Origin of the sequence: Variovorax sp. CCNWLW225 (genome assembly GCF_037204045.1) — a bacterium.
Taxonomy (GTDB): Bacteria; Pseudomonadota; Gammaproteobacteria; order Burkholderiales; family Burkholderiaceae_C; genus Variovorax.
In genome coordinates this window covers 40,171-55,815 of record NZ_JBBCBV010000010.1, presented here as the reverse complement: position 1 = coordinate 55,815, position 15,645 = coordinate 40,171, and the positions used below count along the sequence as shown (strand labels likewise).

Below are 15,645 nucleotides of genomic sequence, written 5' to 3'. Positions count from 1 at the left end.
GCCGTACGAATGGCCGCGGCGGCCGGTGTTTTCTACAGTGGCGCAGCTGTCGGCAACGCGCCGGCGCAACCACCCGCATCCACTGGAGAAATCGAAAAATGCGTTCCACCCTTCGCCTTGGCGGCCTCGCCATCCTGCTTGCCGCATCCGCCGTACAGGCCCAGACCGCCGCGCCCGCGGTGCGCACTGAAAAGAACATCTCGCTTGCGCTGGCCAACCAGATCGCGGCCGAAGCCGTGGCTGCCTGCGCCGCCAACGGCTACAACGTGGCCGCCACCGTGGTCGACCGCGCCGGCACCGTGCGTGCCGTGCAGCGCGCCGACAACGCCGGTCCGCACACGCTGGCTTCGAGCGAGCGCAAGGCCTGGACCTCGGCATCGGCCAAGAACGCAACGCAGGCCATGATGGAGGGCTCGCAGAAGAACCCGGCCGGCGCCAACCTGGTCTACCTGCCGGGCGTGCTGCTGCTGGGCGGCGGCGTGCCGGTGAAGTCGGGCAACGAAGTGATCGGCGCCGTGGGCGTAGGCGGTGCGCCTGGCGGCCATCTGGACGAGCAGTGCGCCAATGCCGCGCTGGACAAGGTCAAGGGCCTGCTGGGTTGATGATGATGAAGCGCGGCATCTGGTCCGGGGCTCTGGCGGTCGCGCTCGGCATGGGCGCGGTGCTTGGCGCGCAGGCCCAGGTGCAGCCGCAAGCGGCCGAGGTGCTGGCCTATGAAGGGCTGCACCGGGCCGCCTGGCATGGCGACCTGCCAAAACTCAAGAGCCTGATTGCCTCCGGCGCCAACCTGGACGCACGCGATGCGCGGGGCCGCACGCCCTTGCACGTAGCCGCCCATGCGCGGCAGCGCGAAGCGGTGAAGCTGCTCGCCAAGGCCGGCGCGAAACTCGATGCGCTTGAAGACGATCGCTACGACGCGGTCACCATCGCGTCGGTGGCCGATGACGTCCAGACGCTGGCGCTGCTGCTGTCGCTTGGCGCCAGTGCAAAGCAGGTGACGAGTCGCTATGACGGCACCGCACTCATCGCGGCGGCGCACCTGGGCCACGACGAAGTGGTACGCCAACTGATTGCAGCCGGCGCGCCGCTGGACCATGTCAACAACCTGCACTGGACGGCGGCAATCGAAGCCGTCGTGCTCGGCGACGGCGGTTTGCGTCACCAGCGCACGCTCTCGGCGCTGGTCGATGCCGGTGCGAACCTGCAGCTGACCGACCGCCAGGGCAACACGCCGCTGCAGCTTGCCAAGGCCCGCGGCTACACCGCGATGGTGAAGCTGCTGGAGGCACCGCGCTCAAGATAAGGCGGCTCGGGGGACAATCGGGCCTCTCCACGAGGAAACCGCCCCATGTACATGCCCCCGCAGTTCAACGCCAAGGATCCGGCCATTGCGCTGGAGCTGATGCGTGCACACCCGTTCGCCAGCCTTATCTCCAATGACGACGAGGGGCTGCCGTTCGTCACGCACCTGCCCATCGTGGCCGAGCAGCACGAAGGCGACCAGCTCGTGCTGCTGGGCCACTGCGCCAAGCCCAACCCGCACTGGCGCTACCTGCAGGCGCGGCCGCAGGCGGTCGTCACTTTCATGGGGCCGCATTCGTACCTGTCGCCTTCGGTCTACCCCGACCTGGCGCGGGTGCCCACCTGGAACTATCTTGCGGTGCATTGCACCGTCGAGGCCCGGCTGATCGAAGAGCCCGGCGACAAGGATGCGCTGCTCAAGAAGCTCATTGGCGACCATGAGCCCGCCTATGCGCAGCAGTGGCGCGATTTGGGCGAGGAGTTCCAACTCAAGATGCTGGCCGGCATCGTCGGCTTCGAAATGCGCGTGACCTCGCTGCAGTGCAAGCTCAAGCTCAACCAGCACCGCCGCGAATCGCATGGCGCCATGCGCGCCGTCTACAGCGCCGGCACACCGGACGAGAAGGCCCTCGCGGTGTGGATGGAGCGCCTTGGCATGACGGGCGAAGCCCCGGTGGCACAAGGAAGCTGAGATGCGCATATTCGGATTGCTCGGCCTGGTGCTGGCACTGGTGATCGTCGGGCTGCTTGCGAAGAAGCAATTGGCCACCACTGCAGCCCCGGCGTTGTCGGTGGTGCCCGGCGCTGCATCACCCGCGCCAGGCGAGGCGCCGGCCAATGCGCGGGCGCAAGTGCAGCAGGTTCAGACCCAGGTCAACCAGGCGCTCGACGCCGCGGCGCAAGCGCGCAAGATGCCGGATGACAACTGAGCCCCTACAGCTTTCGCAGACCGGCGACGCGCACTGGATGGCGCTGGCGCTGGACGAGGCACGCCGGGCCGCTGAAGCCGGCGAGGTGCCCGTGGGTGCGGTGCTGGTGAAGAACGGCCAGGTCATCGCCACCGGCCGCAACACGCCAGTGGCGCAGCATGACCCGAGCGCACATGCCGAGATCAACGCGCTGCGCGCCGCGGCCGCTGCGCTTGGCAACTACCGGCTGGACGGCTGCGAACTCTTCGTCACGCTCGAGCCGTGTGCCATGTGCGCGGGCGCCATGCTGCATGCGCGGCTCGCGCGCGTGGTGTTCGGCGCGGCCGATCCCAAGACAGGCGCGGCCGGTTCGGTGGTCGATCTTTTTGCGGAACTCCGGCTGAACCATCGCACGCAGGTGCAGGGCGGTGTGCTGGCAGCCGAATGCAGCGCCGTGCTCCAGCAATTCTTCAAGGAGCGGCGCGATGCGGCGCGCGAGCAGGCCGAGCCCTTGCGCGATGACGCACTGCGCACGCCGGCCGAGCGCTTCGATGCGCTGGAGGGCTACGCCTTCGAGCCGCGCTACGTCCAGGACCTGCCCAGCCTGCAAGGCTGGCGCATGCACTACATAGACGAAAGCGAAGGCGAAGGCCCGAGCGCCGCGCAGACAGCCTGTTGCCTGTGCCTCCATGGCCCCGGCGAATGGGGCTACTTCTTTCGCCATCTCGTGGGTGCGCCGAGGCTGCGCACGCTGGTGCCGGACCTCATCGGCTTCGGCAAAAGCGACAAGCCCAAGCGCGAAGCGGTGCACACGCTTCAATGGCACTGCCAGGTGCTGAGCGAATGGCTCGACCGCATGCCGGCCGAGCCGATGGTGCTGGTGCACAGCGCCGCAGGCACCGGGCTCGCGGCGTTGCTGCAGACTGCCAGACCCGAGCGGTTCACGGCCGTGCTCCTTGCACCCGATGCCGGCGAGCCGGTGGGCAATGCATGGCGCGCGCCGTTCCCGGACCGTGGCTACCAGGCCGCGCTGCGCGCGCTCGGGCCCATTGCTTCGTCATCGGGTCCGAGTGCCGAGCAGGCCGCGTCGCTCGCACAGAAGGCTCGCAACGCAATGGGATACTCGGCGGCGTGACCAAACACATCTACATCTATTCCCCCTCCAGCGCGATCCGCGACAAGGCCGCGTTCCGGCGCGGCGTGGCAAGACTCAAGGCGCTGGGCTATGAAGTCGAAGTCGACGAGGCCGCGCTCGCAGTGCACCAGCGTTTTGCCGGCGACGACGCGACACGGCTCGCCTCGATCAGCCGCGCTGCCGCCAGCGGGGCCGACATTGCATTGATTGCGCGCGGCGGCTATGGCCTCACGCGTATCCTCGACGCCATTCCCTACAAGGCCGTGGCCAAGGCGATCCAGCGCGGAACCGAATTCGTGGGCCTGAGCGACTTCACGGCCCTGCAGAACGCGCTGTACGTCAAGACCGGCGCCGTCACGTGGGCCGGCCCTGCGGTGGGCGAAGACTTCGGTGCCGAGGGCGGCGCCGACGACATCATGGAAGCCTGCTTCGACGACCTGGTCAGCGGGCAGGGCGAAGGCACCGGCTGGCGCATGCCCGTGCGCGACGCCGGGCTGAAGATCAAGCCCGTGCATGACGCCACCCTGTGGGGCGGCAACCTTTGCGTGCTCATCAGCCTGCTCGGAACGCCTTATTTCCCGCAGGTGGATAAAGGCGTGCTCTTCATCGAAGACACCAACGAGCACCCGTACCGCATCGAGCGCATGCTCGACCAGCTGCGCATGGCCGGCGTGCTGGCAAGGCAGCGCGCCATCGTGTTCGGGCAGTTCACCGGCATGCGCAAGGTGCCGGGCTATGACCGCGGGTTCGGTTTCGATTCAGTGGTCGACCGGCTGCGCGCGGCGCTCAAGGTGCCGGTGCTCACGGGGCTGCCCTTCGGACACGTGCAGACCAAGGTGCTGCTGCCCGTGGGGGCCAAGGTGGAACTTGCCGCCGAGGGGCGGGATGTGTTCATGGTCTGGGGGCACAGGCACGCGCATGGCCACGATGCGCATCACGCGCACGACCACGCGCATTGACCGCCCGGTGCCGGCGCCGCTATTGGTGCTGCGTAAAGCGCTGGTGCACGCGCGGGCCCATCGAGCCCGGCAGGCCGCCCTCGAACATGCTGTTGATGGCCTTCATCTGGCGGCGGGCTGCCGCTTCGCCATCGATGGCGCTGAGCGCCACCATCACGTCCTGGCGCAAATACCAGAGCGACTCCACATCGGTCGCAAACCGCACGCGCTGCGCAACGCGCTGTACCGAATGGCCGCCGTGCGCCTGCAGCACCGAAAGCATGGCCGAACGAATTCTTCCCAACTGGTTTTCTCCCATCCGGGGAGACCCGAAACCGGGAATTCCGAAGAAGCGAAAAAAGCGACGAAAAGTCAGCATGAGGACTAAAAGCGTATTGCCGGAAGCAAGGACGGTTGCTACCTTAAGCCTCAGTCGGGCGATTAACAAGTTCTGAAACAGTGTTTCTTGTTTGTAAACAACAAACTTTACGCTTCAATTGAAGTGGTCGTTGGCGTTTGACTACGAAAGTTGTAAAAATTAATGTCATCTAGCGAATGGCCTAACAAGTTCAAAACGCATAAATGGGGTTAACAGGTTCGTCCCAAGCGTCGATCCGCCAACTGGCCGTTAATGTGTGGGCATCAGCAACTGTTGCCATCGAGTTCTCCCAACAGCATGGATGCCAATTCCACAGTCGTTTTCGCTGACCTGACCGGGAGCTCCCGGGTCTTTGAAGCCATGGGAAACGCGCGCGCCACCGAAACGGTGACGCGGCTCACCCAATGGATTGGCAGCATCTGCCAGGCGCACGGCGGCAGGGTGGTTAAGTCGCTGGGCGACGGCGTTTTTGCCATCTTCTCGCACGCCGCCGCGGCCACGCATGCGGTCATCGAGTTGCAGCGCTACCACCAGAAGCGCCTGGTGGCCTGGCCGGCGCCGCTGCGCATGGCGCTGCAGATCGGCGTGGCAAGCGGCGAAGTGCTCGAGGTGGAGGGCGACTGCTTTGGCGATGCGGTCAACCTGGCTTCCCGGCTCAGCGACCTGGCGGGACCCGGGCAGATCTGGGCCACCGACGCCGTGATTTCGCAGTTGCGCGAAGTGGGCGTGCGGCATCGCGACCTGGGCCTCATCACCATTCGGGGCCGCAGCGAAATGTCGGCCGTTCACCGCATCGACTGGCAGGAGGAGGTGACCTCGTTCCTGACCGTGCCGGCCGCGCTCATGCCCATGCGCCTGCCCGACTCCTCCTTCGGCCAGATCGAGCTCGCGTGGCTCGACGTGCGCTCCATGTTTCGCACTGAAGAGTTGCCGATTCACCTGGGCCGTGTGAATGACGCGCAATTCGTGGTCACCGATCCACGCGTTTCACGGCTGCATGCGCGCATCGAGCTGCGGCAAGGCAGTTGCGTGCTGACCGATCTCAGCACCTACGGCACCTGGGTGCGGTTTCACGGCAACGGCGGGCCGAGCAACGAGATTGCGCTGCGCCGCGAAGAATGCGTGCTGCATGGCAGCGGAGAGATCGGCCTGGGTGCATCGCTGAGCGATTTCACCGCGCCCACCATCGCCTTCAAGACGGCCGGTACCGAAATGCTGCTGTCGCCGGGCGCCGCCCGGCGCTGAAAAACTACTGCGGCGCCGAAAGAATTGCGGCGAGCTGGCCGAAGTCGATCGGCTTCTGAAGATGGTGGTCGAACAGGTCCTGCGCCGAGGCGCCGGCGGCGTCTTCCGCTGAAAAGCCTGAAATAGCGACCAGCAGCCGCGGGGCGCCTTCCGCAGCCTCCGAGCGCAGCCGCCGCGCCACCTCGGCACCCGGAAAATCGGGCAGGGTCAGGTCGATGAGCGCCGCATCGAAGTGCTCGGCCTTGGCCGCATCCATCGCCTGCTGCGCGGTGTAGGTGCAGCGGGCGGTATGGTCCTGCAAGGTCAGCAGTTCCTGCAGCAGGTCTGCGGCGGCCTGGTTGTCGTCGACGATCAGCACATTCACGGTGGCACGCTTTCAATCAGCTTGGGCGAACCACGCAGTATCCCGGTCAAACGCAAGGTGTGCAGTAGGAAGGCGCCTACGCTTCCGCTTGCGCCGCAGTCCGGGCGACGGATTCCAGCGGCAGTTCGACCCGGAACAGCGCCCCTTCGCCCGGCGTGCTCTCCACCTCGATGCGGCCGTTGTGCAGGCACACGATCTTGCGCGTGATGTACAGGCCCAGGCCCAGGCCGGACGCGTGCTTGCGGCTGTCGTCCGTGCGTTCGAACTGCTCGAAGATGCGTTGCTGGTCTTCAGGTGCAATGCCGATGCCCTGGTCGCGCACCGTGATGTGCGCGGTGCCGCCAACCCGGCCGAGCACCATTTCGACCGGCTTGCCGCGGCCGTAGCGCAGTGCGTTGGTCAGCAGGTTGGTCAGCACCTGTTCGATGCGGAACTCGTCCCACACGCCCCGCAGTTCGCGCGGCGCCTCGAGCGCGATCTCCGAGCCGGCGGCCTCGGCCTGCTGGCGCAGGCCCTCCACCACGGTTCGCGCAAGGGCGGCAAGGTCCACCGGCTTCGGCTGTATCGAGAGCGCATCGCGCCGCATGCGCGTCACGTCGAGCATGTCGTCGATCAGCCGCACCATGTTGCGTATCTGCCGCTGGTCGCGTTCGATCATCGCGGGCAGCCGGTCCGCGGCAAAGGACTCCAGGTTGCCCTTGGCCACATGCAGCTGCCGCAACTGCGTTTCGAGATAGAGCGTGTTCAGCGGCGTGCGCAGCTCATGCGAAACCATCGACATGAAGTCGTCGCGCATCTGCACCGCGCGCTCGAGCTCGCGCTGCGCATGCCGCAGCTGCTGCACCAGTTGTTCCTGCTTGTGGTTGGCGGCAGCCAGCTTTTCCATCTCCTGGCCCAGCGCCTTGCGGTGGCGGTGCAGGTCGACGAACACGTTGACCTTGCTCGTGACCGCATGCGGATCGAGCGGCTTGTGCAGGAAGTCGACCGCGCCGCTTTCGTAGCCCTGGAAGGCGTAGTTGAGTTCGCGGCCCGCCGCGCTCACGAAGATGATGGGAATGTGCCGCGTGCGCTCGGTGCCGCGCATGAGCTCGGCCAGTTCGAAGCCGTTCATGCCGGGCATCTGCACATCGAGAATGGCCAGCGCAAACTCGTGGTCGAGCAGCAGCGCAAGGGCTTCCTCGGCCGAAGTCGCGCGGTACACCGCGCGCCCGGGGCCGCGAATCAGGGCCTCCAGCGCAAGAAGGTTTTCCGGCAGGTCATCGACGATCAGCAGCTTGCTTTCGACGTCAATGGGCATGGGTGGACTCCAGTTGCAAGAGCAATGCGCGGAGCTCGCGCAGGGGCAGCACGTGATCGGGAAAATGCAAGGCAATGGCCGCTTGGGGCATGATGGAAATCTGGGCTTCGTTGGGGTCCTGAACGGCGGTGATGCCGCCGGCCTGGTGAATACGCTGGAGGCCCTCGGCGCCGTCTTCGTTTGCGCCGGTCAGCAGCATGCCGGCGAGCGCGGGGCCGTAGGCGTCGGCGGCGGAACTCATCAGCACGTCGATCGAGGGTCGCGAAAAATGCACCGGCGGCTCGCAGCTGAGCGAAAAGCGCCGATCGCGCTCGATCGACAGGTGATAGCCCGGCGGTGCGAAATACACATTGCCGGCCGCGAGCGGCATCTTGTCCGCCGCCTCGTGCACGGGCAGGTGCAGGCGATCGGCAAAGATCTGCGCCAGGTGGCTTTCGTGGTTTTCGGGCACGTGCAACACGATCACGACCGGGAGCTTCCACGATGCCGGAAGCCCATTCAGCAGCGTGAACAACGCCTCGATGCCGCCGGCGGATGCGCCGAGCACCACGGCCTCGACGCGCCGGCCCGGGGTTGGGGGTGCGGTCAGCTTCATGTGGCCTTGCGGTAGATGCGCTCCGGCTTCGAATGCGCATCGAAACGCTGCGAGTAACTCGAAAAGTCGATGCTCTCCTTGGAGCCCAGCCCGAGAAAGCCGCGGTGGCAGAGCGACTCATGAAAGAGGCCCAGCGCGCGGTCTTGCAGCTCGCGGTTGAAATAGATGAGCACGTTGCGGCAAGACACCAGCTGCGTCTCGGCAAACACGCTGTCGGTGGCCAGGCTGTGATCGGCAAAGATGACGTCGGCGCACAGCGATGGGTCGAAGCGGGCGGCCTCGTAGGCGGCCGTGTAGTAGTCGGAGAAAGAACTCCGCCCGCCCGCGCGCTGGTAGTTGGCCGTGTACCCGCGAACCGCCTCGATCGGAAAGATGCCCTGCCGCGCCTTTTCGAGCGAAGCCGGGTTGATGTCGGTCGCGTAGATCTGCGTGCGCGAAAGCAGGCCTTCTTCGCGCAGCAGGATGGCGAGCGAAAACACTTCTTCGCCGGTGCTGCAGCCTGCCACCCACACCTTCACCGAGGGATAGGTGTGCAGGATGGGCACCACATGCTGGCGCAGCGCAAGAAAGTAGGCCGGGTCGCGGAACATCTCGCTCACGGGAATCGTCAGGTACTGCAGCAGCCGGCCGAACAGCGCCGGGTCGCGCAGCACTTTTTCCTGCAGCGCCGAAATGCTCGGCAGCCCGAGCTGCGCGAGCGCATGCAGCACGCGCCGCTTTTGCGATGCCACCGTGTAGTTGCGGAAGTCGTAGCTGTACTTGAGGTAGATGGCCTCCATCAGCAGCCTCAGCTCGATCTCCGTGTTGCTCAACGGGGAGGGCGGGGAGGCTGGCAGCGGCGAGGGCGGGACGGTGGAGGTCACAGCCGCTCCATTTTCGGCAACCACACGCGCAAGAGCGAGAACAGGCGCTCCAAATCCACAGGCTTGGCCAGGTAGTCGCTGGCGCCGGCGGCCAGGCACTGCTCGCGGTCGTCCTTCATGGCCTTGGCGGTAATGGCAATCACGGGCAGCTTGTCGAAGCGCGGGTCGGCGCGCAGGCGGCGCGTGGCTTCCAGGCCGTCCATCTCCGGCATCATCACGTCCATCAGCACCAGGTCGATCTCGCGCACCTGGGCGAGCTTCTCGAGCGCCTCGCGGCCGTTGCGGCCGATCTCGACCGCCGCGCCGCGCTGCTCCAGCGCGCTCGTCAGCGCGAAGATATTGCGCACGTCGTCGTCCACCAGCAGGATGGTGCGGCCCTCGAAGATGCGGTCGCGCCCGCGCGCGGCCTTGAGCATGCCCTGGCGCTCGCTGGAAAGCTCGGCTTCCACCTTGTGCAGGAACAGCGTGACCTCGTCGAGCAGCCGCTCGGGCGACCGGGCGCCCTTGATGATGATCGAGCGTGAATAGCGCTGCAGCTCGGCTTCTTCGTCGCGCGTGAGATTGCGCCCGGTGTAGACGATCACCGGCGGAAACGAGACGATTTCTTCCGCCGCCATCTGCTTGAGCAACTCGCCGCCCTGCATGTCGGGCAGGTGCAGGTCGGTGATCATGCAGTCGAACACCCGCTTGCGCAGAAGCTCGAGCGCCTCTCCGCCGGAGCCCACGGCAATGATCTCGATGTCTTCGTCGCCGATGAGCCGTATCACGCTCTCGCGCTGCAGCGCGTCGTCTTCGACCAGCAGCACGGTCTTGACCTTCTGCGTGAGCTTTTCCTCCAGCCGGGCGAACACCTGCATCAGTTCGGCGCGGGTGGCCGGCTTCTGCGCGTAGCCGATGGCGCCCATGTGCAGCGCAGCGGCCTGCGCGTTGTCGGCGGCCGACACCACATGAATCGGAATGTGGCGCGTCTTCGGCGAATCCTTCAGCCGCTGCAGCACGTCCAGCCCGGTGCTGTCGGGCAGGCGCATGTCGAGCAGGATCGCGTCGGGCAAGAATTGCTGGGCCAGCTCGAAGCCGTCCGCAGCACCATGCGCCACCAGGCAGCGGTAGCCGAGCTCGTGCGCCAGGTCGTAGAGGATGTGCGCGAACTGCGGCTCGTCCTCGATCACGAGCACCCGGCGCACCTGGTCGCGCGGCAGCTCGCGGTCGTCGGCAAAAAGCGGTGGCGGTACGGCGCCCCCAGGTGCCGGCGGCGCGGGCAGCGCATGCCCGGTGAAAGAGGTGGGAAAGGTCGAAGAGGGGGCCAGCGCCGCAGGCGGTGTGGCCGGAACCGGGGCTGGAGCCGGCGCTTCCAGCCCTTGCGGCGCCACGGCCGGCAACTGCAGCGTGAAGGTGCTGCCCTGGCCGGGCTGGCTTTGCACCGCGAGCGTGCCCCCCAGCAGCCGCGTGAGGTCGCGCGAAATCGAAAGGCCCAGGCCCGTGCCGCCAAAGCGGCGGCTGGTCGTGCCATCGGCCTGGTGAAAGGCTTCGAAGATCAGCGCTTGCTGGTCGGGTGCAATGCCGATGCCGGAATCGGAAACCGCGAAGACCGCGCCGCCGTCCGGCGCGGCGGAAACCACCAGCGCCACCTCGCCGCTGTCGGTGAACTTGATCGCATTGGAGAGCAGGTTCTTCAGGATCTGCTCGACCCGGTGCCGGTCGGTTACCAGCAGGGGCGGTGTGCCCGGGCGCATCTCCAACCTGAAGGCCAACCGCTTTTCGCCGGCCAGTGGCTTGAAGGTGCTTTCCAGGCTCTGCGCGAGTTTGTCGAGCGCCACGTTCTCGACCACGATCTCCAGCTTGCCCGCCTCGACCTTCGAGATGTCGAGGATGTCGTTGATGAGCGTCAGCAGGTCGTTGCCCGACGAATAGATCGATTCGGCGAACTTCACCTGCTCGGGGCTCAGGTTGCCCTGCGGGTTGTCGCCAAGCAGCTTGGCCAGGATGAGCGCACTGTTGAGCGGCGTGCGCAGCTCGTGCGACATGTTCGCCAGAAACTCCGACTTGTAGCGGCTTGCCCGCTGCAGTTCGTCGGCCCGGTCTTCCAGGTCGCGCTGCACGCGGCGCAAGGCGGCGTTGCGCTGGTCCAGCGCCTCGGTGCGCTCCGAAAGCTGGCTGTTGGTCTGCTCCAGCTCGGCCTGCTGGTTCTCCAGCATGGCCTGCGAAGCCCGCAGCGCGCGCGACTGTTCCTCGAGCTCCTCGTTGGCGGTGCGCAGTTCTTCCTGCTGCACCTGCAGCTCTTCGTTCAGCTGCTGCGTTTCGGCCAGCGCGTCCTGCAACTGTTCGCGGTAGCGGGCCGCGGCCAGCGAATCGCCGATGTCTTCGCCCACCAGGTCGAGCAGGTCGTTGGCGCGCGAATCGGGCGCGGCCGGAAGGCCGAGCTCGACCACGCCGTTGACCACGCCGTTGCTCGACACCGGCATCAGCAGCACGGCCGAGGGCGCCATTTCGCCCAGGCCCGAATTGACCTTCAGGTAGTCGGCTTGGATCGGCTCGACGAGCATGCGGCGCCGCTCCGCCGCGGCCTGGCCGAGCAGGCTCTGGGTGGGGGAGAACACTTGTGGCGAAGCCTCCGCCTCCATCGAGAAGCCGTAGCTCGCCGCGCGGCGCAGCGACCCGTCCCGCTCGCGAACGTACAGCGCACCCACCGCGCTGCCCAGGTGCCGCGAGCAAAAGGCCAGGACCTTGCGGCCCAGGTCGTTGGCGCTCAGTTCGCCCACCAGTTCGCCCACCAACTCGGTTTGCGCACTTCGCAGCCACGCCTGCTGTGCCAGCCGCTCGGCATGCGCGGCTTGCTCCTGCAGCACCACGTCGTAGCTGTTCGAGAGCCGCACCAGCTGACGCCGGCCGAAGTACGCCACCAGGCCGGTGAACAGCAGCGTGAACAGCAGGAACGTGCCCACCACCAGCCAACTCGTGCGATTGGCCTGCTCGCTGCGCTGGAAACGCAAGCCCTGTTCGGTCTCGATGAAGCCGGCAAACTCCGCCCGCATGGCGTCGCTCAGCTGCTTGCCGCGGCCTTGCCGCACCGCCTGCTGGTAATCGGAGCCGCCCTTGCGCACGGCGATCAGGCCGCGGGCGTATTCATTCCAGTCCTGCTGGAGCGCGGCGATGCGTTCGAGCCGCTCATGCTGCTGGCGGTTGTCCGAAACCAGCTTGCCGAGCGCGTCGATGTCGCCCTTGATCCTGGGCAGGGCGGTTTGGTAGGGCTCCAGAAAGCTCTCGTCCCCGGTAATGAGAAAACCGCGCAGGCCGGTTTCCATGTCGATGCTGCGCCGCTGCAGCTCGCTGGCGCTGCGCGTGACGCGGTCGGAGTGCTCGACCGCACCAATGGTCGACAGCAGAAAGACGATCAGGCCGACGAACACCAGTGCGCCGATCAGGCCGCCCAGCAGCGGCAGTTTCAGGTTGCGGCTCAGCAGGCGGTCGAAATCATCGGGGTCGATCGCGGTCGGAGTTTTCATTCGGGCAAGATTTGTAAGCAAAACTTTTCTAGTTTTGCCCAAGTCCGAGGTCCTTTGTGTCGGAGAAGGCCCCGAGACGCTCCTGTGCGGCAAATGCGGTGCGCCAGCTGGGGCTCGCAGTTATACTGTTGTTTCATACAGTGCCAGCCAAGTGACAGCGAAGCCTTCGATCAAGCTGCAGAACGGGGTAATCGATCCGCCCGGCGAGCGCACGGTGTCCGTCAAGGCGCTGTGCGCCTTCGCGGCCAAGGAGGGCGACCTCGACCTGCGTTTTGTGCCCGCGCCCAGCGCGCTCGAGGGCATGGCCGGCCACGCGCTGGTGCAGGGCCGGCGCGGCGACGGCTACCAGAGCGAGGTGGCGCTGGTCTCGCACTGGGGCGCACTCAAGGTGCGCGGCCGTGCCGACGGGCATGACCCGCGCGAACGCCGCGTCGAAGAAATCAAGACCTTCCGCGGCGACTTCGACGCCATCCGCGGCAACCACCGGGCGCTGCATTGGGCACAGGCACGCACCTACGGCTGGATGCTGTGCGAAATGCATGGCTACGAGCGCATCACCGTCGCGCTGGTGTACCTCGACCTCGCCACCGGCGACGAAACCGTTCTCGAAGAGCAGCACGAACGGGCCGCGCTGCAGGCGCATTTCGAGCGCCTGTGCGCATGCTACAGCGCGTGGGCCGAGGCCGAAGCGACCCACCATGCCGCGCTCGATGGCGCGCTCGGCCGGCTCGAATTTCCGCACGGCACGTTCCGCGCGGGCCAGCGGGAACTGGCCGAGGCGGTATACCGCGCCGGCGTGAACGGGCGCTGCCTCATGGCGCAGGCGCCCACCGGCATCGGCAAGACGCTGGCCACCATCTTTCCGCTGCTCAAGGCCCGGGCCGCGCAAAAGATCGACAAGATCTTCTTTCTTACCGCCAAGACCTCCGGCCGCGCCGTGGCGCTGGACGCGCTGCGCTTGCTGGGCAAAGACTGCGCACAGGTGCGCGTGCTCGAGCTCACCGCGCGCGAGAAGGTGTGCGAATACCCCGACCGGGCCTGCAACGGCGATTCATGCCCGCTCGCCAAAGGCTTCTACGACCGCCTGCCCGCCGCGCGAGAGGAGGCCGCGCGCACCGCACGGCTCGACCGGCAGGCGCTGCGGCACATTGCGCTGGCGCATACCGTGTGCCCCTATTTCCTCGCGCAGGAAATGGCGCACTGGTGCGACGTGATCGTGGGCGACTACAACTACTACTTCGACGGCAGCGCCTTTCTCTTTGCCACCATGAAAGACGCCGAGTGGCGCGCGGCCGTGCTGGTCGACGAGGCGCACAACCTGCTGGAGCGCGCACGCGGCATGTACACCGCACAGCTCGACGGCCCGGCGCTCGAAGAAGCCCACCGCGCGGCGCCTGCCGCGGTGCGCGGCCCGCTCGCCCGGCTCTACCGCGAGTGGGACACGGTGCAGCAATCGCAGACCGACCCCTATGACGTTGTCGACGAGGTGCCCGAGCGCTTTGCACGCGCCCTGCAGGCGGCCAACATGGCCATGGGCGAGTACTTCGCCGCCACGCCGGAGGCCCTGCAGGGCCCGCTGCAGCGCTTCTTCTTCGACGCGCTGCAGTTCGCCCGGCTGGCTGAATCGTTCGGCGACCATTCGGTTTTCGAGCGAACGCTGGGACCCGCGCAAGACCAGCAGCAGCGCAGCCTGGCCATTCGCAACCTGGTGCCCGCACCGTTCCTCGAACCGAGGTTTGCCGATGCCGCATCGGTCACCTGCTTCTCCGGCACCTTGTCGCCTTTCGAGTTCTACCGCGACGCGCTCGGGCTGCCGGCGGACACGGCCTTGCTCGACGTGGCGTCGCCTTTCTGCAGCCGGCAGCTGCGGGTGGAAGTGGCCATGAACGTGTCGACCCGGTTCCGCGACCGCGCGGGTTCGCTGCGCAGCGTGGCCGAAATCATCGGCGCGCAGTTCGAGCGCCTGCCGGGCAACTACCTCGCGTTCTTCAGCAGCTTCGACTACCTTGAAAAGGCCTGCGCGGCTTTCCTGGCCAGGCACCCCGGCGTGCCGGTGTGGGCGCAGACCCGCGGCATGGCCGAGGCCGAGCGGCGCGACTTTGTGGCTCGCTTCGAAGAAGGCGGGCAGGGCATCGGCTTTGCCGTGCTCGGCGGCGCGTTCGGCGAAGGCATCGACTTGCCCGGAAGCCGGCTCATCGGCGCCTTTGTCGCGAGCCTGGGCTTGCCGCAATACAACGCCCTGAACGAGATCACGCGCGAGCGCATGCAGGCGCGCTTCGGCAAGGGCTACGAGTACACCTATCTCTACCCCGGCCTGCAAAAGGTGGTGCAGGCGGCCGGCCGGGTCATTCGCACCGAGCAGGATCGCGGCGTGCTGCATCTGCTGGACGACCGGTTTGCACGCGCCGAAATCCGTCAGTTGCTGCCGCCCTGGTGGGAACTGCAACTGGGCGGCCCGGCGCGTGCCAGAGACGAATGGGGAGGCTTCGATGCGATCCGCTAGGCGCATCCAGCTGGCCGACGAGCCCGACCTGTTCGGCGAGGTGCCGGCGGCCGCGATCGAAGGCCTGCGGTACGAGCACGAATTTCTCACGCGCGCCGAGGAAGAGGAGCTGCTGCGCATCGTGCAGGGCTTCGAGCTGCGGGAGATGCGCTACAAGGAATACACAGCGCGCCGCCGCGGCATCAGCTTTGGTGGCAGCTACGACTTTGCCAACCATCGCTTGAAGCCCGGCGCCGCAATGCCGGAGGTGTTCCACCCGCTGAGGGCCAGGGTGGCCGAATGGATGGGCATGGCGCCCGAGGATTTCGCCCACATGCTGGTGGCCGAATACCGACCTGGGACGCCGCTCGGCTGGCATCGCGACGTGCCCGACTTTGAAGACATCGTCGGTGTTTCGCTGCTCGGCGATGCCGTGATGCAACTGCGGCCCTATCCACCGGCCAGCGCCAGCGCACCTCCGGGCCTCGAGCTGCTGATGGAGCCGCGCTCCATCTACATGCTGCGCGGCGAAGCGCGCTGGGCATGGCAGCACGCCATTGCGCCCACCGAGACGCTGCGCTATTCGATCACCATGCGCACGCGGCGGCGCACATGACATCTCGCGCGGCCAGGG

The 15,645-nt window shown here is 66.7% G+C and carries 15 protein-coding genes; 9 read left to right on the top strand and 6 right to left on the bottom strand.

The window, feature by feature from the left end; all coding sequences use genetic code 11:
- Nucleotides 1–98: 98 nt before the first annotated feature.
- Genes V9L20_RS17220 through V9L20_RS17195 form a run of 6 tightly spaced genes read left to right on the top strand, consistent with a single transcriptional unit; the run spans nucleotide 99 to nucleotide 4,304 of the window.
- Nucleotides 99–602 carry a GlcG/HbpS family heme-binding protein gene (locus V9L20_RS17220; protein ID WP_337297533.1) on the top strand — a complete coding sequence of 168 codons (504 nt, stop codon included), beginning with the start codon at nucleotides 99–101 and terminating at the stop codon, nucleotides 600–602.
- A gap of 2 nt (nucleotides 603–604) precedes the next feature.
- The gene (locus V9L20_RS17215) at nucleotides 605–1,303 is read left to right on the top strand and encodes an ankyrin repeat domain-containing protein (RefSeq protein WP_337297611.1); all 699 of its coding nucleotides are present in this window, start codon (nucleotides 605–607) and stop codon (nucleotides 1,301–1,303) included.
- 45 nt (nucleotides 1,304–1,348) lie between these two features.
- Nucleotides 1,349–1,993, top strand: a complete 645-nt coding sequence (locus V9L20_RS17210; protein WP_337297532.1) for an FMN-binding negative transcriptional regulator — start codon at nucleotides 1,349–1,351, stop codon at nucleotides 1,991–1,993.
- A gap of 1 nt (nucleotide 1,994) precedes the next feature.
- Entirely contained in the window at nucleotides 1,995–2,231 is a 237-nt protein-coding gene (locus V9L20_RS17205; protein ID WP_337297531.1) for a hypothetical protein, read from the top strand.
- The gene (gene tadA, locus V9L20_RS17200; RefSeq protein WP_337297530.1) at nucleotides 2,221–3,345 is read left to right on the top strand and encodes a tRNA adenosine(34) deaminase TadA; all 1,125 of its coding nucleotides are present in this window, start codon (nucleotides 2,221–2,223) and stop codon (nucleotides 3,343–3,345) included. The genes V9L20_RS17205 and tadA overlap by 11 nt, the downstream gene beginning before the upstream one ends.
- Nucleotides 3,342–4,304: an LD-carboxypeptidase gene (locus V9L20_RS17195; RefSeq protein WP_337297529.1), complete on the top strand. Its 963-nt coding sequence runs from the start codon at nucleotides 3,342–3,344 to the stop codon at nucleotides 4,302–4,304. Before tadA ends, V9L20_RS17195 begins: the two co-directional genes overlap by 4 nt.
- A 19-nt stretch (nucleotides 4,305–4,323) precedes the next feature.
- Here the strand turns inward: V9L20_RS17195 and V9L20_RS17190 are convergent, their stop codons facing one another.
- Complete coding sequence (locus tag V9L20_RS17190) at nucleotides 4,324–4,587, bottom strand: hypothetical protein (protein WP_337297528.1); 264 nt, start codon at nucleotides 4,585–4,587, stop codon at nucleotides 4,324–4,326.
- 372 nt (nucleotides 4,588–4,959) lie between these two features.
- Here V9L20_RS17190 and V9L20_RS17185 point away from each other — a divergent pair, with 372 nt between their 5' ends.
- Nucleotides 4,960–5,907 (top strand): adenylate/guanylate cyclase domain-containing protein, encoded by a 948-nt coding sequence (locus tag V9L20_RS17185; RefSeq protein WP_337297527.1) that lies wholly within the window; start codon nucleotides 4,960–4,962, stop codon nucleotides 5,905–5,907.
- A gap of 4 nt (nucleotides 5,908–5,911) precedes the next feature.
- On the opposite strand, the gene V9L20_RS17180 is transcribed toward V9L20_RS17185, so the two are convergent.
- From V9L20_RS17180 to V9L20_RS17160, 5 genes are all read right to left on the bottom strand, one after another.
- Nucleotides 5,912–6,271 carry a response regulator gene (locus tag V9L20_RS17180; protein WP_258506412.1) on the bottom strand — a complete coding sequence of 120 codons (360 nt, stop codon included), beginning with the start codon at nucleotides 6,269–6,271 and terminating at the stop codon, nucleotides 5,912–5,914.
- A gap of 76 nt (nucleotides 6,272–6,347) precedes the next feature.
- On the bottom strand, nucleotides 6,348–7,568 hold the full coding sequence (locus V9L20_RS17175; RefSeq protein WP_337297526.1) for a hybrid sensor histidine kinase/response regulator: 1,221 nt from the start codon (nucleotides 7,566–7,568) through the stop codon (nucleotides 6,348–6,350).
- The gene (locus V9L20_RS17170; RefSeq protein ID WP_258506410.1) at nucleotides 7,558–8,163 is read right to left on the bottom strand and encodes a chemotaxis protein CheB; all 606 of its coding nucleotides are present in this window, start codon (nucleotides 8,161–8,163) and stop codon (nucleotides 7,558–7,560) included. Before V9L20_RS17170 ends, V9L20_RS17175 begins: the two co-directional genes overlap by 11 nt.
- Complete coding sequence (locus tag V9L20_RS17165) at nucleotides 8,160–8,975, bottom strand: CheR family methyltransferase (protein ID WP_337297525.1); 816 nt, start codon at nucleotides 8,973–8,975, stop codon at nucleotides 8,160–8,162. The genes V9L20_RS17170 and V9L20_RS17165 overlap by 4 nt, the downstream gene beginning before the upstream one ends.
- 47 nt (nucleotides 8,976–9,022) lie before the next feature.
- A complete protein-coding gene (locus tag V9L20_RS17160; RefSeq protein ID WP_337297524.1) occupies nucleotides 9,023–12,529 on the bottom strand; it encodes a response regulator in 3,507 nt (1,168 codons plus the stop codon).
- Nucleotides 12,530–12,743: 214 nt separating this feature from the next.
- Between V9L20_RS17160 and V9L20_RS17155 the strand changes: the two genes are divergently transcribed.
- Together V9L20_RS17155 and V9L20_RS17150 are read left to right on the top strand one after the other, a co-directional pair.
- A complete protein-coding gene (locus tag V9L20_RS17155; RefSeq protein ID WP_337297610.1) occupies nucleotides 12,744–15,032 on the top strand; it encodes a helicase C-terminal domain-containing protein in 2,289 nt (762 codons plus the stop codon).
- A complete protein-coding gene (locus V9L20_RS17150) occupies nucleotides 15,019–15,627 on the top strand; it encodes an alpha-ketoglutarate-dependent dioxygenase AlkB (RefSeq protein WP_337297523.1) in 609 nt (202 codons plus the stop codon). The genes V9L20_RS17155 and V9L20_RS17150 overlap by 14 nt, the downstream gene beginning before the upstream one ends.
- Nucleotides 15,628–15,645: the final 18 nt, after the last annotated feature.